At 74.0% G+C, this 20,480-nt stretch carries 6 protein-coding genes; 3 read left to right on the forward strand and 3 right to left on the reverse strand.

Annotated elements, in window-relative coordinates; translation table 11 throughout:
- Positions 1 to 7 precede the first annotated feature (7 nt).
- Both IE263_RS36730 and IE263_RS36740 read right to left on the reverse strand, forming a co-directional pair.
- Positions 8 to 13,840: a type I polyketide synthase gene (locus IE263_RS36730; protein WP_229911360.1), complete on the reverse strand. Its 13,833-nt coding sequence runs from the start codon at positions 13,838 to 13,840 to the stop codon at positions 8 to 10.
- A 139-nt stretch (positions 13,841 to 13,979) separates the two neighbouring features.
- Complete coding sequence (locus IE263_RS36740; protein ID WP_189942399.1) at positions 13,980 to 15,689, reverse strand: fatty acyl-AMP ligase; 1,710 nt, start codon at positions 15,687 to 15,689, stop codon at positions 13,980 to 13,982.
- Positions 15,690 to 16,039: 350 nt separating this feature from the next.
- Between IE263_RS36740 and IE263_RS36745 the strand changes: the two genes are divergently transcribed.
- Complete coding sequence (locus IE263_RS36745) at positions 16,040 to 17,134, forward strand: baeRF3 domain-containing protein (protein ID WP_189942400.1); 1,095 nt, start codon at positions 16,040 to 16,042, stop codon at positions 17,132 to 17,134.
- Positions 17,135 to 17,199: 65 nt separating this feature from the next.
- Complete coding sequence (locus tag IE263_RS36750; protein ID WP_189942401.1) at positions 17,200 to 18,213, forward strand: Gfo/Idh/MocA family protein; 1,014 nt, start codon at positions 17,200 to 17,202, stop codon at positions 18,211 to 18,213.
- An 11-nt stretch (positions 18,214 to 18,224) separates the two neighbouring features.
- Here the strand turns inward: IE263_RS36750 and IE263_RS36755 are convergent, their stop codons facing one another.
- On the reverse strand, positions 18,225 to 18,647 hold the full coding sequence (locus IE263_RS36755) for an SsgA family sporulation/cell division regulator (protein WP_189942402.1): 423 nt from the start codon (positions 18,645 to 18,647) through the stop codon (positions 18,225 to 18,227).
- A 419-nt stretch (positions 18,648 to 19,066) separates the two neighbouring features.
- Here IE263_RS36755 and IE263_RS36760 point away from each other — a divergent pair, with 419 nt between their 5' ends.
- Positions 19,067 to 20,476: a PP2C family protein-serine/threonine phosphatase gene (locus IE263_RS36760; RefSeq protein WP_189942403.1), complete on the forward strand. Its 1,410-nt coding sequence runs from the start codon at positions 19,067 to 19,069 to the stop codon at positions 20,474 to 20,476.
- Positions 20,477 to 20,480 lie beyond the last annotated feature (4 nt).

Below are 20,480 nucleotides of genomic sequence, written 5' to 3' on the forward strand. Positions count from 1 at the left end.
GACGCCGTCACTGCTCCCAGGACCGGAACGCCCGCAGGTGTTCCGGTGTCGCCACGGTCTCCAGCCGTTCGTCGTCCTGGTCGCCCCCGCCGAGGGCGGCCACGATCCGGCGGGCGGGTGCGTTGCGCGGGGTGCGCTCGGCCGTCAACCGGACCTTGGTGCAGCCCAGTTCGTCGGCCCGGTCGGCGAGCCAACCCAACAGCCGTTCCTCGACGCCCCGTCCGAGAGCCCGGCAGCTCATCAGCCAGGCCAGTACGTCGAGTTGGTCGCCGTCGGCGCGGACGGCGAGGAGACCGATCTGGCCGTAGTCGCCGAAGCGGTCGCGGGCGGCGGCCGTCCACACCTCGCCGCGCTGCCGCCACCGGTCGAGGTCACCGCCGCCGGCCGAGCGGGCGCGGAGGGTGAACTGGTTGGTGCGGCGGACGAGTTGCTCGGCCCGCTGCACGTCCTCCTCCCCCAGGGGCCGGATGTCGACCTCCAGTTCCAGCTGGGTGAGGAACTCCTCGAAGCCGGCCTGTTCGCGGACTGCGTCCCGCTCCCGCTCCTGGTCGTAGAAGCGGGCCCGCAGCGCGTCCTCGGCGGTCGCGGCGGCCGGGACCAGGGGCCACAACCGGCGCAGAAACTCCTCCAGTTCGGCGACCGGTGGGCAGGTCACCGACAGCACCTCGGGCAACGCCGTACGCATCTTCCCGATCTCGGCCGGGTTGTCGTCCAGGAAGAGGAAGCTGTCCACACCGAGGTTGAGGGTGCGGGCCGCCTCCGTCAGACGGGTCGGCTTCGGGCCCCACGCGGCGGACAGCACGCTGAAGTGCTCGGGCTTGAGCAGGCTGTCGGGCCGGTCGAGGACGGCACGGACGGTCTCCTCGTCGTTGTTGCTGACGAGCGCCAGCAGCGCCCCGGCGTCACGCCACTGCACCAACCGGCGCGCCAGCAGGGCACGCGGCCCGGACAGGTCCACGGCCTCGGGGCCGATCTCCCCGGCCACGCCGCTCCACAGCGTCTCGTCGCCGTCGACGGCGATCACCTTCGGCGCGGGCCGCAGCACCGCGCGGACGACGTCGGCGAGGGTCAGGGCCACCGCCGCCTGGAAGGGCGGCGTGAAGGGCAGGTGGGCCAGCCGTTCGGTGCGCTCGTCGAAGCGTTCCTCGACGGCGTGGTGGCGGGTCCAGTCGTCGGGCCCGAGCACCGCGAGGCCCGGTAGCCCGGCCAGCTCCTCGGCGATCCCGCGCTCCCACCGAGCGAGGCGTTCGTCGGCGCGGTCGGAGGGCAGGAAGCCGACGACCAGCGGCTTGCGGGTCCGTTCGGCCACGGCGCGCAGCGCGGCCGGGTACTCCGTGCGCAGCTCGGCGAGGAGCACGTCATCCACCGGGCCGAACTGCTCCAGGTCCCGCGCCCGCAGGAGCACGACGCCGACCGCCGTGCCGGGGTCGGCGAAGACGCCGACGGGGTCGCGCAGGGCGGCGAGCACCTGGTGGTACGGGGCCTCCGCGACCGTGGGACCGCCGTGCGGACCGTCCTTGAGGGCCGCCTCGCACATCAGCGGCAGGTTGCCGAGGGCGAAGGTGGCGGCGAGGGCCAGGGAGCGCGGCGACTCGGCGGGCACCGGCGCCGTACGCACCGGAACATCGGCGTCCGCGGCCACCTCGCCCAGCAGCCGCACGAACTCCTCCCCCAGCCCGGTCACGGCCGCCGCGTCGAGGATGTCCAGGTTGTGGTCGAGCCGGAGGCGTCCCGCGTCCGGGGTCATGGTGATCATCAGGTCGAGGTCGGAGTACCCGGTGCCGGCCGGCAGGACGTCGAGCCGTTCCAGGCGGCCTCCGTAGCGGACGTAGTTGAAGTAGACCTCCACCAGCGGGGCGTTCGCCCGGTGCAGCCCCTGCCGGGCCAGTGTCGCCAGGACGTCGGAGAACATCGCGCCCTTCGCCAGCAGCCGCTCCATACGGCCGTCCGTGCGGCGCAGCACCTCCGCCACCGGTTCCGCCGCGCGTGCCTCGGCCGGGAACGGCACCGGTACGCCGAAGAAGCCCACCGCGTCGAAGGCGTCGGCGTGGATGCGGGTGTCCACCGGCACGGCGAGCACGAACCGTTCCTTCTCCCGCTTCCGCGCCAGCAGCACGGTCAGGGTGCCGAGGCAGAAGGCGGCGGGAGTGACGGCGAGCCGGCTCGCGGTCTCCGCCACGCGGTCCATGAGCCCGTCGGGAAGGGAGACGGTGACGCTCCCGGCCCGGTACGACCGCTCGGCCGGGCGGGGCTTCGACAGCGTCAGGTCGAGCCGCTCGCTGCCGTCGAAGGCCGCACGCCAATCGTCGGTCACCGCGCCCTCGCCGGTCTGGGCCTCGATCAGGAGGCGGACGTCCCGGTTCGTGACGTCGCCGTCGAGCGGGGTGCCGGACAGCTCGGCGTCGATCTCGCCCGCCACGAGCAGCAGGGACTGCAGATCGCTGACCGCATGGTGGGCGCCGAAGACCAGGATCTGGCACTGCGGGTCCGGTACGTCCAGCAGTTCGAACCGCCACAGGGGCGCGGTCGCGAGGTCGAACGGCGGTTCCAGCAGCTCCCGGAGCCGCTCGGCCGCGTCCGGCTCCGCCGTCACGGGCGTCCAGCGCAGCAGGGGCTCCGCCGGCTCCCGGACGACCTTCAGCTCCCGCCCCTCCACGCCGGTCACGACGGCCGTCCGCAGGGCGGCGTGCCGTGCGGTGAGCCGGGCCACGATGCCGGTGAGCGTCTCGCGATCCGTCGCAGTGGTGAGACGTACGGCGAGACCGACGGCGTGGGCGGCCTGCGGCATGTCCGGGCGCGCGCTGCGCAGCAGGCGTACGACGTCGCGGGTGGCCGGGTGGGCCTCGGTCTCCGGCACGTCCGTGACCGGGGCGACGGCCGGCTGGTCCACCGCCCGCTCGGGCAGGGCGGCGGCCAGGGTCCGTGCCAGGCCGCGGATGTCGGCGGCGGCGAACATCTCGGCGGTGGGCAGTTCGACGCCCAGTTCGCGGGCGAAGGAGTTGCGCAGCCGCACCAGCATGAGGGAGTCCAGGCCCAGCTCCTTCAGCGCGGTGCTCGCGGTGGCGTCCACGACGCCACCGGAGACCTCGCCGACGCGGGCTCGGACGTAGGCCTCGAGCCAGTCGGCGCGGTCCTCGTCGGTGGTGGCGGCGAACACCTTCCGCACCAGTCCGTCCGCGTCGCCGGTGCCGGTGGGCGCGGTGACGAGGTCGGCGAGAAGGGGGCGGGTGCGGACCGCGTCCGGGGCGAGGGCGAGCAGCTCCCCGTCCAGGGCCATCGGGGCGAGCTGGCGGCGGGAGGTGGCCAGGACGCGGTCGAACAGCTCGCCGCCCTCCTGCGGGGAGAAGGCGACCAGTCCGGAGCGGCCCGTCTCGGCGGCCCGGGTGCCGAACTCGGCGACCATGCCGACGCCGGACCAGGCGCCCCAGTCGAGGCTGAGCGCCCGTCGCCCGGTGCGGGAGAGGTGGTGGGCCCAGGCGTCGAGGAAGGCGTTGGCTGCCGAGTAGGGGCTCTGTCCGGGCGAGCCGAGCAGACCGGCCGCCGAGGCGAACAGGATCAGGTTGCCCGCTTCCGGGGCGAGTTCGGTGAGCAGGGCGGTGCCGAGCACCTTGGGCGCGAGGACCCGCAGGACACGCTCGTCGGTCAGGTTCGCCACGGTCGCGTCGTCGAGGACGCCGGCCGCGTGCACGATCCCGGCGATGGACCCGGCTTCCTGTCGTACGGCGTCCAGGGCGGCCGTGAGGCCGTCGCGGTCGGCCACGTCGGCGCGGGCGAGATGCACGGTGACCCCGCGCTCCTCCAGCCCCCGGATCCAGCGCAGGGCGTCCGGGGCGGGCGTGCCCCGGCTCATCAGGGCCAGGCGGCGGGCGCCGCGCCGGACGAGCCGCTCGGCGACGACGCGGCCGAGACCGCCGAGACCGCCCGTGATCAGGTGGACGCCCTCGGGGGTGATGCCGTGCTCGCCGTCGGTGTCCGGGCGGGTGCGGGCCAGGCGCGGGACGAGACGGCCGGACTCGCGCAGGGCGACGAGGTGTTCGTCGTCTGCGTGCCGCAGCTGTGTCCACAGGGCGTCGGCGCCGTCTGTGGGCGGCAGGTCGACGAGGGTGGTCGACAGCTCGGCGTACTCCTGCGCGACCGCGAGCCCGAAGCCCCAGGCGAGTGCCTGCTGTGGGTTCACGACCTGCCCGCTGTCCCCGGCGGCCTGGCTGCCGCGGGCGACGACGAACAGGCGCGGGGCACGGCCGCGCGGGCGGTCGGCGAGGGCACGCACCAGGTGCAGGGTGCTGAGGCAGCACAGCCGGGCCGCCTCCTCGGCCGTCCGCTCGTCGGCGACGGCCGGGGCGTCGAGCGCGGTGAGCTGGACGACCCGGGCGGGCAGGGCGTCGGGATACGCCTCGTCGAGCAGCCGGGCCAGGTGGCCGGCGTCGGCGGGGTCGAGGACGTACTGTCCGGGACCCTCGACGGCGAACTCCGCTCCCCCGCGCGCGACGACGTGCGGCACCTCGGAGGAGCCGAGACGGGCGACGAGGTCGTCGGCGGTTCCGGTCCCGTCGGCGAGGATCAGCCAGCTCCCCTCGGCGGGCGGTTCCTGGGCGGCCGGGCGGGGCTGCCAGCGGGTCTCGAAGAGGGCGCCGTCCAGCGGGGAGAGGGCGGCGAGCCGGAACTCCTCGGCCTCCAGGACGAGTTGCTCGTCCTCGTCCCACAGCCGCAGGTCGAGGGTGGCGGTGTCACCGAAGAGCGACCGCAGCTCACAGCTCACCCAGACGGGCGCGGTACGGCGCCCGGTGAAGCGGACCCGGCCGAACCCCGCGGGCACGAACGCCCGGCCCTCGGGCGCGTCGCCGGGCAGGGCGGCCGTGTGGAAGGCGGAGTCGAGGACAGCGGGGTGGAACAGGTGTCCGGCGGCGGGCCGCTCGGCGAGCCGGCCGAGGGCGGTGGTGCCGCCGCGGTGACCCGACTCCAGGTTGCGGAAGGCGGGACCGTAGTCGATGCCGAGGGCACCCATCTGGGCGTAGACAGACGCGAGTTCGACGGTCTCCGTGCAGTTCTGGCGTACGTCGGCCAGGTGCGGCCCGGGGACAGCTGTGCCGTCGACGACGACGCGACCGATGACGTGCCGCTCCCAACGCCGTCCGCCGACGGGAGCCGAGTGGACGGTGAACTCCCGGGAACCGTCCTCCCCGGCAGGCCGCAGTACGAGCTGCAGCCGCACGGGCTGGTCCTCCTGGAGGCGCAGCGGCTGGACGAACCGCACGTCCGCCAGCTGCACCTCACCGCCCTCGCCCACGGTGGCGGCGGCTTCCAGGGCCATGTCGAGGAAGGCGGCGCCGGGCAGCCAGACCTCTCCGGTGACCTGGTGGTCGGTGAGGTAGGCGAAGCGGCTGTCGCGCAGGTCGAGGTCGCTCTGGAAGAGGTGGCGGCCGGGTTCGTCGCCGGCCTCGAGGTGCGTGCCGAGCAGCGGGGAGGCACCGGACGCGGTGGCCGGGGCGGGGGCGAGCCAGTGGCGTTCACGGGCGAAGGCGTAGGTGGGCAGGTCGACGCGGCGGCCCTGCGGGAACAGCGCCGTCCAGTCGGGTGCGTGCCCGGCCGTGTACAGCTCGCCGGCCCGGCGCAGCAGGATGGCGTGGCCGTCCTGCTGGCGGCGCAGCGAGCCGACGCCGACGGCGTCGGTGCCGGCCTCGGCGGCGACGGCCTCGATGGCGGCGGTGAGCGACGGGTGCGGGCTCAGCTCGACGAAGTAGCGGTAGCCGTCGTCGAGCATCCGGCGGACGGTGTCCGCGAAGCGTACGGGCTGCCGGAGGTTGGCGAACCAGTACCCGGCGTCCAGGCGGTCGCCGTCCACGGGCTCGGCCAGCACCGCCGAGTACAGCGAGGTGTCCGTCCGTGTTCCCCGGACACCGGAGAAGCGGTCGAGCAGCTCGTCGCGCAGCGGTTCCATGAGCGGGCTGTGCGAGGCGAACGGCGTCGACAGCCGGCGGACGGTGACGCCCCGCTCCGCCAGCCGGCGGCCCAGCTCGGCCAGGGCGGCGGCTTCGCCGGAGACGGCGGTGGAGCGGGCGCTGTTCACGGCTCCGACGAACAGCCGTCCGGCGTAGGGGGCGAGCAGTTCCTCGACCTCCGCGTGCGGGAGGTCGACGGCGACCATGCCGCCGCGTCCGACGAGCGGGACGACGGCGTGGGCGCGCCCGGTCACCACGGTCACGGCCTCGTCGAGGGTGAGGGCGCCCGCGTCATGAGCGGCGGCGATCTCGCCCAGGCTGTGTCCGACCACGGCGTCCGGGGCGACGCCGAGCGCGCGCCAGGCGGCGGCCAGCGCCGCATTCACCGCGAACAGCACCGGCTGGAGGTACTCGGTGCGCTCCAGCGGCGAGAACTCCTCAGGAGCGCGCAGGACGTTGAGCACGGACCAGCCGACGTGCCGCTGCACGGCCTCGTCGATCCGGGTCAGCTCCGCACGGAACGCCTCGGAGTCGGCGTACGACTCCAGCCCCATGCCGGGCCATTGGCCGCCGTGCCCGGCGAACACGAAGGCGACCTTCCCGCCCTGCTCCTCGCGGGGCGCGGCCAGGGGCGCCCGTCCGGACGCCAACGCGTCGAGGACGGTGCGTAGTTCGCCGTGGTCGCCGGCCACGACAGCGGCACGCCGCTCGAAGTGGCTGCGGTGGTGGGCGAGGGTGTGGGCGAGGTCCGGCAGGACGGTGTCCTCGGTGACCTGTGCGGAGAGCCGCGCGGCCTGTCCGCGCAGGGCGGCCTCACTGCGTCCGGACAGGACGAACAGCCGCTTGCCCTCCGGCACGTCGGCCTCCGGCGGTGGCTCGTCGGCAGGTGCGTCGGCAGGTGCCTCCTCCACGATCACATGGGCGTTCGTGCCGCTGATCCCGAAGGCGCTCACCCCGGCGCGCCGGACCCGCTCCCCCGTCGCCGGCCAGGGCCGCGCCTCCCGGACCAGCCGCAGTCCGCTGTCGTCCCAGTCCACATGACGGCTGGGGGTGTCCGCGTGCAGGGTGGCCGGTAGTGTCTCGTGGCGGAGCGACTGGACCACCTTGACCAGCCCGGCGATGCCTGAAGCGGCCTGGGTGTGACCGATGTTGGACTTGAGGGATCCCAGGTACAGCGGCCGCTCACGGGGGCGGGTCGCGCCGAAGACCTGGGAGAGGGCGTTCGCCTCGATGGGGTCGCCGAGGGTGGTGCCGGTGCCGTGCGCCTCGACGTAGTCGATGTCGTCGGGGGCGAGCCCGGACTGTTCCAGGGCGCGCCGGACGACCTGCTCCTGGGCGGGCCCGTTGGGGGCGGACAGCCCCTGGCTGCGGCCGTCCTGGTTGACGGCCGTGCCGCGCAGCACCGCGAGCACCCCGTCGCCGTCGCGCCGGGCGTCGCTCAGCCGCTTCAGGACGAGCATGCCGGCGCCCTCGGCCCAGATCGCGCCGTCGGCGTCGTCGGAGAAGGAGCGGCAGCGGCCGCTCGCGGACAGCCCGCGCAGACGGCTGAACTCGACGAAGGTCTGCGGGGTCACCATCAGGGTGACACCGCCGGCGAGCGCGAGGTCGCACTCGCCCGACCGCAGCGCCTGGGCCGCGAGGTGGGTGGCGACCAGGGAGGACGAGCAGGCCGTGTCGACGGTGAGCGCGGGCCCGTGCAGGCCGAGGGCGTACGCGAGCCGGCCGGAGGCCACGCTCAGCGCGGAGCCGGTGCCGACGTAGCCGTCGAGCTGGTCGAGGCGGGTGCCGGCCAGGTAGTCGCTGCCGAACATGCCGACGTACACGCCGGTGGTGCTGCCGGCGAGGGAGGCGGGCACGATCCCGGCGCGCTCCAGCGCCTCCCACGCCGTCTCCAGCAGCAGCCGCTGCTGCGGGTCCATGGCGGCGGCCTCCTTCGGGGTGACGCCGAAGAAGCCCGCGTCGAAGGACTCGATGTCGTCGAGGAATCCGCCGTCCCGGGCGTAGGACTTGCCGGGGGCGTCCGGGTCGGGATCGTAGAGGGACTCCACGTCCCAGCGCCCGGCCGGGAAGGGGCCGACGGCGTCCCGCCCGTCGGCGACCAGCCGCCACAGGTCGTCGGGGTCGTGCACACCGCCGGGCAGACGGCAGGCCATCGCCACGACGGCGATCGGCTCGTCGGTCGGGGCCTTGCCGCGGGCCGGTCGTACGGCGGCCGCCGCCTTGGTGGTCTTCATGCCGAGCGCGGTGTCGAGCAGGTGGCGGGCGAGCCGGGCCGGGGTGGGGTGGTCGAACAGCAGAGTGGCCGGGAGCTTGACGGCGAGGCGCGCGCCGATGCGGTTGCGCAGTTCGACCGCCGTCACCGAGTCCATGCCGAGTTCGCGCAGCGGCTGGTCGGGCCGGACGGACTCCGCCGAGCGCAGGCCGAGGGCGCGGGAGACCTCCTCGCGGACGAGGGCGAGGACGCGGTCGGTGCGTTCGGCCTCGGGCAGCGCGGCCAGCCGGTCGGCGAGGCCGCCGTCCCGGCCGGTGGTGCGGGGCGCGGGCAGCAGTGAGCGCCACAGAGCGGCCCCTGCCACCGTCTCGCGCAGACGCGGCAGGTCGAGGGCGCAGGCGACCAGGTGGGGCGTGCCGCGCCGCAGGGAGAGTTCGACCAGGTCGCGGCCCTGGTCGGGGGTGAGGGCGCGGTGACCGAGGCGGGCCATGCGCGCCAGGTCGGCGTGTTCGGCGGCGAGGCCCTCGCCGGCCCAGGCGCCGAAGGAGACGGAGACCGCGGGCAGCCCCTGGGCGCGCCGGTGGTGGGCGAGCTGGTCGAGGAAGACGTTGGCGGCCGCGTAGTTGCCCTGACCGGCGTTGCCGAGCACGCCGGCGGCCGAGGACACCAGCAGGAACATCTCCAGCGGCAGTCCGGCGGTGAGCCGGTGCAGATGGGCGGCGCCGTCGGCCTTGGGCCGCAGCACCCGCGCGAGCCGCTCGGGCGTCAGCTCGGCGATCACTCCGTCGTCCAGGACGCCCGCGCAGTGGACCACTCCCCGCAGGGGTGTCTTCACGCGCGCGAGGACATCGGCCAGGGCGTCGGCGTCCGCGACATCGCAGGCGGCCACCTCGGCCTCGGCGCCGAGGGAGGCCAGTTCGGCGATGGTGTCGGCGGCGCGTGGATCGTCGGCTCCCTGACGGGACGTCAGCATAAGGCGAGGCACGCCTCGTTCGGCGAGCAGGCGCGCGATGTGCCGTCCGACGGCACCGAGGCCGCCGGTGATCAGGACGGTGCCGTCGGTGGGCAGGGTCCCGCTGTTCGCAGTGCGGGCGCGGATCAGCCGAGGGGCAAGCAACTCGTCGCGTCGGCAGGCGAGTTCGGGTTCGCCGACGTGTGCGACGGCGGCCCGGAGCGCGTCCACGCAGTCGGGGCCGTCGACGTCCAGCAGGGTCAGCCCGAGGTCCGGATGCTCGGCGCGCGCACTGCGGGCCAGCCCCCACAGCACGGACTGCGCGAGCCCCGCAACGGCGTCGCCCGCACCGGCGGCGACCGCGCCCCGCGTCACCCAGACTGTCCGCGCGGGCGCCTGCCCCGGCGGAAGCGCGACGAGCGCCTGCAACTCGGCGAGTGCGGTGGCTGCCAACTCCTGGGTGACAGCGGCGGGTTCACCGCCGGACGCGGACTGCGGCCAGAACCGTACGACGACATCGGCGGCGTCCGTGTCGCTCAACCGGACCCCGGCCGCCTCCAGCCGGCGCACGGCCGCCGGATCACCGACGACGGCCCACTCCCCCTGCGGATCCTCAGCCGGAAGGCCCACGGCCGTCCACGCCACCTCGTACAGGTGCCGTGCGTTCTCCGAGCCGCCGCTGAGGTCGGCCGGGGTCGCCGTCCGCAGCCGTACGTCCTCCAGACGGCCGGCCGGGAAGCCGTCGGCGTCCCACAGGGTGAGGTCGAGGGTGAGGTCGGTGGCCGTCGCGCCCGTGCGCCGGACGGAGGCGGTCAGGTCCGTGGCTCCGCCGGGCGGCAGGGTGCAGCGGCCCACGGCGACGGGCAGCAGGACCCGGTCGTCGGAGGTGTCGAGTGCGGCGGCGACGTGCAGGGCGGCGTCCAGCAGCGCCGGGTGGACCGGGTAGGGGTCGGCCACGTCCTGGGCGGTGGGCGGCAGGGACAGGCGGGCGAGCAGTTCCCCGTCGCCGGTGAGCACCGCTTCCCGTACGCCCTGGAAGGCGGGGCCGTAGGCAAGGCCGGTCCTGGTCAGCCGCTCGTACGTCTCCGGGGTCCAGGCCGGTGCGGCGCCCTCGGGCCACGCCGGTGGCCGGTCCCCCTCCTCCACGGCCGGCTCGGAGCCCGACGCGGTGGCGTGCAGCGTCCAGCCCGCCGCCTCCTGGCCGCGCGGGCGGCTGTGCACGGTGACCTCGGGCGCGGGACCGTCGGCGACCACCTCCACGGACACCTCGACCGTGCCGGAGGCGGGCAGGACGAGGGGGGCGAGGAGGAGCAGGCCGGTGACGTCGGCGGGCTCGTCGGGGCGGGCGGCGGCGAGGGCGGCACGGCACAGTTCGAGCAGGGTGGTGCCCGAGACGACGGTGCGGCCGAACACGGTGTGGTCGGGCAGCCAGTCGGCGGTGGCCGGGGACCATTCGTTGCGGAAGGTCCAGCGGGTCTCGTCCGCCGACTGGAGCTGGATGCCGAGCAGCGGGTGCGCTGCGCGGTCGAAGAGTCCGGCGGCTGTGCCGGTGGCGCCCTCGGGCTCGATCCAGTACCGCTGCGTGTCCCAGGCGTACGTGGGCAGTTCGGCCGGGCCCGTCGGGGGAACGAGGCGGCGCCAGTCGAGGTGCCGCCCGTGGACGTGGAGTTCGGCCGCCGCCCGGTCCAGGCAGGCCGGTCCGTCGGCATCCCGGCGCAGCGAGCCGACGGCGACGAGATCGTGCCCGGCCTCCTCGCCGATCGTGCGCACGGCGGTCAAGAGGGAGGGATGCGGGCTCAGTTCGACGAAGTACCGGTGTCCGTCGGCCGCCATGCGCTCCACGGTGGGCGCGAAGCGGACGGGCTCGCGCAGGTTGGTGTACCAGTAGTCGGCTTCCAGTTCCTCGGTGACGGGCTCGCCGGTGACCGTGGAGTACCAGGCCACGGAGCTCGGATACGTGATCACGCCGTCGAGTTCGTCGAGGATGTCGGTGCGGACCGGTTCCACCTGGGCGCTGTGGGAGGCGTAGTCGACGTCGAGCCGGCGGACGAACACCTGCTCGCGGTCCAGGGTGTCGAGGAGTGCCTGGAGCGGCCCGACCTCTCCGGCGATCACCGTGGAGCGTCCGCTGTTGACGGCGGCGACGGACACCCGGCCGTCCAGGTCGGCGAGACGGGCCTCGACCTCGGTGGGGGGCAGGGCGACGACGGCCATGGTGCCGGTGCCGGACAGCGCGGTCAGGGCCTGGCTGCGCAGGGCGACGACGGCGGCCGCGTCGTTGAGGCTGAGGGCCCCGGCGACGCAGGCCGCGGCGACCTCGCCCTGGCTGTGTCCGATCACCGCGTCCGGGCGGATGCCGCGGGCCCGCCACACGGCGGCCAGGGACACCATCACGGCGAAGAGGACCGGCTGGACGACGTCGACGCGGTCCAGGGAGGGCGCGCCCGCGTCGCCGCGCAGCACGGCGGCGACGGACCACTCGGTGAAGGGGCGCAGGGCGCCGTCGCAGCGGTCGAGTTCGTCCGCGAACACGGGGTCGTGCGCGAGCAGGTCACGGGCCATGCCGGGCCACTGGGCCCCCTGGCCGGGGAAGACGAAGGCCACCTTGCCGGGCGGAAGGGTCTGCTGGGGGCCCGCGGTACGGTCGGGGTCGGGCTGTCCGTCGGCCAACGCGGAGAGCGCGGCGAGGAGTTCGTCGCGGTCGGCCGCCTGGACGACGGCCCGGTGCTCGAAGTGGGTGCGATGGTGGGCGAGGGTCGCGGCGACGGCAGGGAGGGGTGACTCGGGTCGCTCGCGCAGGGTCGCGGCGAGTCGCTCGGCCTGTCCCCGCAGGGCGGGCAGGCTGCGCCCGGAGAGCGGGAAGAGGGTCTGCCCTGCGAGGCCGGCCGCGGACACCCCGTCCTCCCGGATCGCCCCCTCCTGCGGAGGCACCACGCCCTGCGGAGGCACCCCACCCTGCGGAGGCACCACGCCCTGCGGAGGCACCCCACCCTGCGGAGGCACCCCACCCTGCGGTGGCATCCCGCCCTGCTGAGGCACCCCACCCTGCGGTGGCATCCCGCCCTGCTGAGGCACCCCACCCTGCGGTGGCATCCCGCCCTGCGGAGGCACCTCCTCCTGGCGCAGCCCTTCCTGCCCGGGCGCCTCCTCCAGCACCACATGCGCGTTCGTCCCGCTGATCCCGAAGGCGCTCACGCCCGCCCGCCGCACCCGGTCCGCGCGACGCGGCCAGGCCACCGCGCCGGTGGCCACGCGCAGCCCGCTCCCGTCCCAGGCGATGTGCTCGGTGGGCGTCTCGGCGTGCAGGGTCGCCGGGATCCGCTCGTGCCCGAGGGCCAGTACCGTCTTGATGACACCGCCGATGCCCGCCGCGGCCTGGGTGTGTCCGATGTTCGACTTCAGGGAGCCGACGCCGAGGGGCCGGTCGGCGGGCCGTCCCGGCCCGAAGACGGCGGCGAGCGCGTTGCCCTCGATCGGGTCGCCGAGCCGGGTGCCGGTGCCATGGGCCTCGACGTGGTCGATGTCCTCCGGGCGCAGTCCGGCGGCGTCCAGGGCGGCCCGCAGCACCCGTTCCTGCGCGAGCCCGTTGGGGGCGCTCAGCCCCTGGCTGCGGCCGTCCTGGTTGAGGGCCGAGCCCTTGACGACGGCGAGGACCCGGTCGCCGTCCCGCCGCGCGTCGGCGAGCCGCTTGAGCAGCACCAGCCCGCAGCCCTCCGCCCACACCACACCGTCCGCGTCGGCGGAGAACGGGCTGCACCGACCGGACGGCGACAGCCCGCGCAGCCGGCTGAACTCGACGTGCCCGCGCGGCGTCACCAGCAGCGTCGCGCCGCCCGCCAGGGCGAGGTCGCACTCCCCGGCCGCGAGCGCCCGCGCCGCGAGATGCAGCGCGACCAGCGAGGAGGAGCAGGCGGTGTCGACGGTGACCGCGGGTCCCTGGAGGCCGAGCGTGTAGGCGATGCGCCCGGAGGCCACGCCGGCGGCCGAGCCGGTGCCGACGTGCCCGTCGAGCTGCCCGAGGGAGGCCGCGCCGAGGTATCCGCTGTCGTAGAGGCCGATGTAGACGCCCGTGGAGCTGCCGTTGAGCGTGTCGGGGACGATGCCGGCGCGTTCGAGGGTCTCCCAGGCGGTCTGGAGCAGCAGCCGCTGCTGCGGGTCCATGGCGGCTGCCTCGCGCGGGGAGATGCCGAAGAAGGGCGCGTCGAAGCGGTCGATGCCGTCGAGGAAGCCGCCGCGCAGCGTGTAGGCCTTGCCGGTGGCCTCCGGGTCGGGATCGAACAGGCCCCGCGTGTCCCAACGGCCCGCCGGCACCTCGGAGATGACGTCCTGTCCGGCGTCGAGGATCCGCCACAGAGCCTCGGGGTCCTCGGCTCCGCCGGGAAAGCGGCACGCCATGGAGATGAGGGCGATGTCGTCGTGCTCGCCCCGCCCCGGCTGCTCGGATACCTGCTCGACGGCCCGTTCCTCGAAGAGCGCGTCGGCGAGCGCCGCGATCGTGGGGTGGTTGAACACGAGGGACGGCTCCAGGGTGCGGCCGATCCGCTCGGAGAGGGCGACTCCGAGAGCAACCAACTGACGTGATCCCAGGCCGAATTCGGCCATCGGGCGGTGCGGGTCGACGGTCAGCGGATCGAGTCCGGCCGCCTCGGCCACGGCCGTCGCCAGCCAGGCGCGCACGCCCTCGACGGTCGTCACGGACGGATCGGGGATCTGGTGCTGGGACGCGTTCGCAGGCATCGGGAAAGGAGTCCTCGTGAACTGGGTGCGCGGCGGGATCCGTACGCCATGAGGGGCACGGCCGGAGTGAGGAGTGGGATACGACGGCCGGGGGACAGCCGCCCCGTCGGCCGAACGGGCGGGCCGAGGGCGGCCGTTGTCATCCGTGGGCGGGTGCGCCGATCACGGAGAGGCTGCCGTCGAGGTAGGCGGCGCGGGAGGCGCGGCGCTGGATCTTGCCGCTGGAGGTCTTGGGAATCGTGCCGGGCTGGACCAGGACGACGTCGTGCACGGGCAGTCCGTGGGCGTCGCCGATCGCGGCCCGGATCAGATCGGTGATCTTCTCGGCCTCGCCGGCCGCGTCGGGGGCCACCTCGGCGACGAGGACGGGCAGTTCTCCCTCGACGCCGTTGTCCACGGAGAAGGCGGCGGTGCAGCCGGGCCGCAGCGCGGGGTGGGACATCTCCGCGGCGAGTTCCAGGTCCTGCGGGTAGTGGTTGCGGCCGTCGATGACCATCAGGTCCTTCAGCCGGCCGGTCACGAACAGCTCGCCGCCGCGCAGGAATCCGAGGTCGCCGGTGCGCAGGAAGCGGCCCTCGTGGCCGGGCAGGGTGGCACGGAAGGACTCCCGGGTGGCGAGGGCGTTGCGCCAGTAGCCCTTCGCGACGCTCGCGCCCCGCACCCAGATCTCGCCGGCCTCGCCCTCGGGCAGCTCCTGCCGCCGCTCGGGGTCGGCGACGACGACGGTCACCCCTTCGCCGGGCTTCCCGCAGCCCACGGCGGCGGCGTCGGTTGTGTCGCCGTCCGCGTCCAGCAGGACGGGGGGCTGCCCCACCGTGCCGCCGGTGACCATGACGGTGGCCTCGGCCAGCCCGTAGCAGGGGTAGAAGGCATCGCGACGGAACCCGGCCGGGGCGAAGGTCTCGGTGAACCGCCGCAGGGTGGCTGCGCGCACCGGTTCGGCGCCGTTGAAAGCGACCTTCCACGAGCTCAGGTCGAGGTCGTCGACGAGTTCGGGGGTGGCGTGCCTCAGACACAGCTCGTAGGCGAAGTTGGGGCCGCCGCTGGTGTGCGGGCGGTAGTGGCTGACGGCCCGCAGCCAGCGGTCGGGGCGCTGCAGGAAGTGCAGCGGGGAGAAGAGGGTGGTGGTGAGGCCGAGGTAGACCGTGTTCAGGACCGGGCCGATGAGCCCCATGTCGTGGTAGACGGGCAGCCAGCTGACGATCAGTTCGTGGCCGTACTCCTCGATGACCTCCGGGGTGTGGCCCATGCGTTCGGTGATGACCCGCTCGTTGTCCAGCAGGTTGCCGTGGGTGACGACCACGCCCTTGGGTGCGGAGGTGGAACCGGAGGTGTACTGGAGGAAGGCGACGGAGTCGGCGGTGAGGTCGGGCTCGCGCCAGGCCGCGGCCGTGTCGTCGGCTATGTCCTCGGTGGCCACGCAGGTGATCCCGGCGAGTTCGGGCAGGTGCTCGGTCATGGTGCCGAGGGCGGCGATCACCTCGCGGCCGCCCAGGATCACCTTGGCGTCCGCGTCGGCGATCAGGCGCTTCATCCGGGTGAGGGCGCGGTGGTTCTGCGCGCGGCCCTGCGGGGGCACGCCCGGTACGGCGACGACTCCGGCGGAGAGGCAGCCGAGGTAGCCGCAGACGAACTCCAGGCCGGGCGGGTGGAGCAGCATCGCGCGGGAGCCGGCGAGACCGCGTTCCTGGAGCCAGGCGGCGACGGCCCGGGAGCGGGTGGCCAGGCGGGCGTAGGAGATCTCCTGGATCTCTCCGTCCGGGTCCCCCGTGACGAGGTAGCGGTAGGCGGTCCGGTCGGGCTGGTGCGTGGCGTGCGTGGTCAGCAGATCGACCAGGGAACGAGCCATGTTGACGAGTCTCACCTGTCTGGATGTGGGCGAGGGAACTGGAGTTCGAGATGCGTCATCCGCGTCCGCGCGGACTCCGGGTCCGCGTTCCCCTCGTTCAGCTTGCTACCGGCGAGTAACACTCTAGCAAGTCCCCGCATACGATGGGTCGAACGTATGTAAACCCTGCGTATCCAACACAGTTGGTGCGTCCGAACAGGCAACCGTACGAGGTCGGGACTCTACGGGATCCGCCACGAAGGGGCACACAGCACCCCGCCCGCCGCCACACCCTCACCGGGACCGCGCATGACGCCCTCGCCCCAATTGCCCCGTATGCCGTACATGCGAATCGGACCTATCGTGCTGCTATGGAGCACGCACTCAGCCCCGCGACCCTCTCCGAACTGCGCCGCCCGCGTCCCTATCCGGCGGTGTCCGTGCTGACGCCGACGCACCGCCGCGAGCCCGAGAACACCCAGGACCGGGTCCGGCTGCGCAATGTCGTGGCCGCAGCGAAGAAACAGCTGGAGGCCGATCCGTCGGTCACCCGGGAGCGGCGCGCCGACGTCGCCGAGCAGCTCGACCGGGCCCTGGCCGAGGTCGATCTGGCGCATGCCGAGGACGGCCTGGCGATCTTCGCCGCGCCGGGCGAGCACCAGGTGTGGTCCCTGGCCCGGCCCGTGCCCGAGCGCGTCGTCCTCTCCGACACCTTCCTCACCCGCAACCTGGTCTCCGCGCACGCGGCCGAGCGGCCGTTCTGGGTGCTGTCGATCTCCGCCGACCGTGTCACGCTGTGGAGCGGCGGCGCCGACCGGGTCACCGAGGACCACTCCGGCGGCTTTCCGCTGACCAGGGATCGCCTGAACTTCGACGCCGAGCGCCAGGAGCAGATCGGCGACATCCCGAGCACCTTCCGCGACGAGGACACCCGCCACTTCCTGCGCGACGCCGACACGGCGATGAGCCGTCTGCTGCGCGAGGACCCGAGGCCGCTGTACATCACCGGCGAGCAGGCCGCGCTGTCCGCCCTCGACGAGATCGGTACCGTCACCAGGGACGCGGTGCACGTCCCGCACGGCGGACTGTCCCACGGGACCCCGGACGCGGTGTGGCAGGCCGTGGGGCCCCTGATTGCCGCCGAGGCCCGCAAGAGCGTGGACACGGTCAGCCAGGAGCTGGTATCGGCCCTGGGGCGCAAGCAGTTCGCGGCCGGTGTCGACGAGGTCTGGCAGAGCGCCCGGGAGGGCCGGGTCCGGCTGCTCGCCGTCGAGGAGAACTACCGCGTCACCGTGCGCGACGACGGCGCCCACCTGATCCCGGCCGAGAGCAGCGATCTCGACGCCCGCGACGACATCGTGGACGAGATCGTCGAGCAGTGCCTGGAGACGGGCGCCGAGGTGCGCTTCGTCCCCGACGGCACGCTGGGCGACGCGGACGGTATCGCGGGAGTACTCCGCTACTAGCGCGCTTCGCGTTTTCCCAGGCGGCGTACGCTACGGCGTGATCGTCGGCCGGAGGGAGAGCGCACGTGGGTGACCTGCTGGGTGTGGCAGTACTGGGCGCCGGCCACATGGGCGCTGACCACATACGACGCCTTGATCGCGTGGTGAGCGGGGCCAGGGTCGCCGCCGTGGCCGATCCCGACGCCGCCCGCGCGAAGGAGGCCGCCGCCGGGATCGAGGGGGTCTCGGTCCACAGGGAGGTGGAGTCCGCGCTGGACGCCCCCGGCGTCGAGGCCGTGCTGATCGCCTCCCCCGGTCCCGCGCACGAGGAGGCCCTGCTCGCGGCCTTCGCCCGCGGTCTGCCGGTGCTGTGCGAGAAGCCCATGGTGCCGGACTCCGCCGGCGCGCTGCGCGTCCTGGAGGCGGAGGCACGGCTGGGCCGGCGTCTGGCCCAGATCGGTTTCATGCGGCGCTACGACACCGAGTACCGCAGGCTGAAGGCCCTGCTGGACGACGGGCGCCTGGGCCGGCCGCTGATGCTGCACTGCACCCACCGCAACGTCTCCTCGCCGCCCGGCTTCACCAGCGCCATGCTGATCGACAGCTCGGTGTCGCACGAGATCGACGCCGCCCGCTGGCTGCTGGGCCAGGAGCTGACCGCCGTGACCGTGCTGCGGCCGCGTTCCTCGTCCGGCGCCCCGGAGGGCCTGCTCGACCCGCAGTTCGTGCTCTTCGAGACCGACGGGGGAGCCCTGGTCGACGTGGAGGTGTTCGTCAACTGCGGCTTCGGCTACCAGGTGCGCTGCGAGGCCGTGTGCGAGGCGGGCAGCGCCCGGATCGGCGACGATCACGGCCTGCTCGTGACCGCGCGGGGCAGCGCCGGCACGGACGTGCCCCAGGACTACCTGGTCCGCTTCGTCGACGCCTACGACCGCGAGGTGCAGGCCTGGGTCGACGCCACCCGCCGGGGCCGGGTCACCGGCCCGTCCGCCTGGGACGGCTACACGGCCTCCGTCGTCGCCGAGGCCGGGGTCCGGGCGCTGGAGAACGGCACGCGCGTGGCCGTGGACCTCGCCCCGCGCCCGGAGCTGTACCGCTGACGCCGGAGCCCTCAGACGTTGCCGAGCAGAGCGTTCAGCCCCTGGTCGACCGCGGCGCCGACGTCCTCCCGTCCCGCCGCGACCACGGCGTAGCTGCGCAGCAGGAAGCGCCGCAGGGCCGCCGTGTCGAACTGGAGCAGGGCCAGCCCGAGCGGGGAGTGGAGCTCCATCACCGTACGGGACCGGCCGCACGGCCAGATCTGCACGTCACCGCTGCCGGCCGGACCACGCAGCCCCTCCTCCAGCAGCGCCCGGCCGAAGGTCCAGGTGACCGGCTCGCCCTGCAGACAGGCCTCCGACGGGAAGTCGAGATGCACGGCTAGGGGGTCGGTGGAGGTGTAGCGGAGCGTGGCGGGGACGGGCAGCTCCTGCTCCTGCGCGGTGATGAGCTGGGCACGGGCGGTCTGTCGGACGGTGACGTGGGCGAGGTCCATGGTCGGTCTCCGCAGCGGTGAAGGGTCGGCCGTTTCGGCGTGATGCTTGTAGGACCTCGCAAAGGCCGTTCGCATTACGCAAAAGCGGTGGTGAATTGATGTGACCTGCGTCACGAGTGCACAGCCCGACCCCTCATGACCCCACACTCTGGAACACGCGGCCGTCGAACGTCCGGGCGACCCCCCTCGAGCGACCCCCCGAACCCACCAAGTGGCGTACGCCGCCTACGACTTGACCCACCGACGCGGGTACACCCTCCACACCACTCAATACCCCTGTGAAGACTGTGGCATATGCCAAACGCATCACCGTATCGTGTGTTGCCAAATCCCTTACACGGAGTCGCGGGCTGTGCAACAGTCGTAACGGCCCTTCCGTCAGCCTTTGGTCGTCCCCGTCCCCCGCATCGGAGTGCGTCATGCCACCCCACCTCTCTGCGGACCGCCCAGCCGCCCAGCCGCCAGGACGCGGCTCGGTCGACGCGCTGATCACGCAGACGCGACGGCTCAAGGGCGAGGTGGACGCCGTACGACGGGACGCACAGGACGACGGGACGGACCCCCAGGGACGCTGGCAGCGCGCGCTCTACGACCTGGCGCTGCACCAACTCAACGACCTCGACGCCCACTTGGCCCAGCTGCGGGACGGCCCACCCCAGACCGAGGCCGCACCCGCACCCACCGCTCCCCGGCGCGGCGGGGTGCTCAGCCGGGTCGGCAGCGCGGAGTGGAACCTGCTGACCGACGAGGCCGTCTGGTCCGGCGAGCTGTACGAGCTCCTGGGCCGCGACCCGGCCGCCCCCCCGCTCACCCTCGACGAACTGCCCTCCCTCGTCCTCGAGGAGGACCGGCCAAAGCTGACGGCTATGGTCACCGACTGCCTCGTCGACGCCCGGCCCATCGACGACGAGTTCCGGATCGTACGGCCGGACGGCGAGGTCCGGACCGTGCACATGATGGGCGAGCCCGTACTCGACGCCGACGGCAGCACCGCCTCGATGTGGGCCGTACTGCGGGACGTCAGCCAACTGCGCCGCAGCCAGCGGACGGTGAGCGAGACCGGTGACTCACTGCAGCGCCACCGGCACGCGGCACAGACCGAGCGCCGGCTCGCGGTCGAGCTGCAGGAAGCCGTGCTGCCGCCCTGGCGGGGCTCCCTGCGGCTCCCGCACCAGGGCCCGCGCTCGCTCGATCTCGCCGCGCACCACCTGCCCGCCTCCACGACGTCACTGATCGGCGGCAACTGGTACGACGCACTCGAACTCCCCGACAGTGAAACGCTGTTGAGCGTCGGCGACCTCACCGGGCACGGCCCGGCCGTCACCTCCACCATGGCGATGATGCTGGGCGCCCTGCGCGGCATGGCCATGGCGGGCACCCAGCCGGCCCAACTGATGTCCTGGCTGAACCAGTTACTGGACGCGGGCGCCCAGCCGGCCCTCGCCGGCGCCGTCTGCTGCCGCTACCGTCCCGGCACCCGCACCCTGATGTGGGCGCAGGCCGGACACCCCGCCCCGCTGCTCTTCCGCGACGGGACGGGGCGCCGGCTCGGCGCACCGGAGGGCGTCCTCCTCGGGGCCACCTCGGGCGCCGCCTACGGGCAGGCCGAGGAGACCCTCGAAGAAGGCGACCTGCTCCTGCTGCACACCGACGGGCTGGTACCCCGGAGCGGCAGTGAACCGGCCGACGTGAGCCCCCTGCTGGACCTGGCCCCGCGCTTCGACGCGGCGCGCACCGCACAGGACTGCGTGCGGATGGTCGTGGAGGAGTTCGGCGCACGCGACCGCGAGGACGACGCCTGTGTGCTCGTCGCCCGGGTGACGCCGTAAAAGA

It is taken from the genome of Streptomyces aurantiogriseus (assembly GCF_014649375.1).
Classification (GTDB): domain Bacteria; phylum Actinomycetota; class Actinomycetes; order Streptomycetales; family Streptomycetaceae; genus Streptomyces; species Streptomyces aurantiogriseus.

Bases quoted from the DNA above. Each gene is read 5' to 3' on its own strand.
- IE263_RS36730 (WP_229911360.1), bottom strand. From the start codon at position 13,840: ATGCCTGCGAACGCGTCCCAGCACCAGATCCCCGATCCGTCCGTGACG.
- IE263_RS36740 (WP_189942399.1), bottom strand. From the start codon at position 15,689: ATGGCTCGTTCCCTGGTCGATCTGCTGACCACGCACGCCACGCACCAG.
- IE263_RS36745 (WP_189942400.1), top strand. From the start codon at position 16,040: ATGGAGCACGCACTCAGCCCCGCGACCCTCTCCGAACTGCGCCGCCCG.
- IE263_RS36755 (WP_189942402.1), bottom strand. From the start codon at position 18,647: ATGGACCTCGCCCACGTCACCGTCCGACAGACCGCCCGTGCCCAGCTC.
- IE263_RS36760 (WP_189942403.1), top strand. From the start codon at position 19,067: ATGCCACCCCACCTCTCTGCGGACCGCCCAGCCGCCCAGCCGCCAGGA.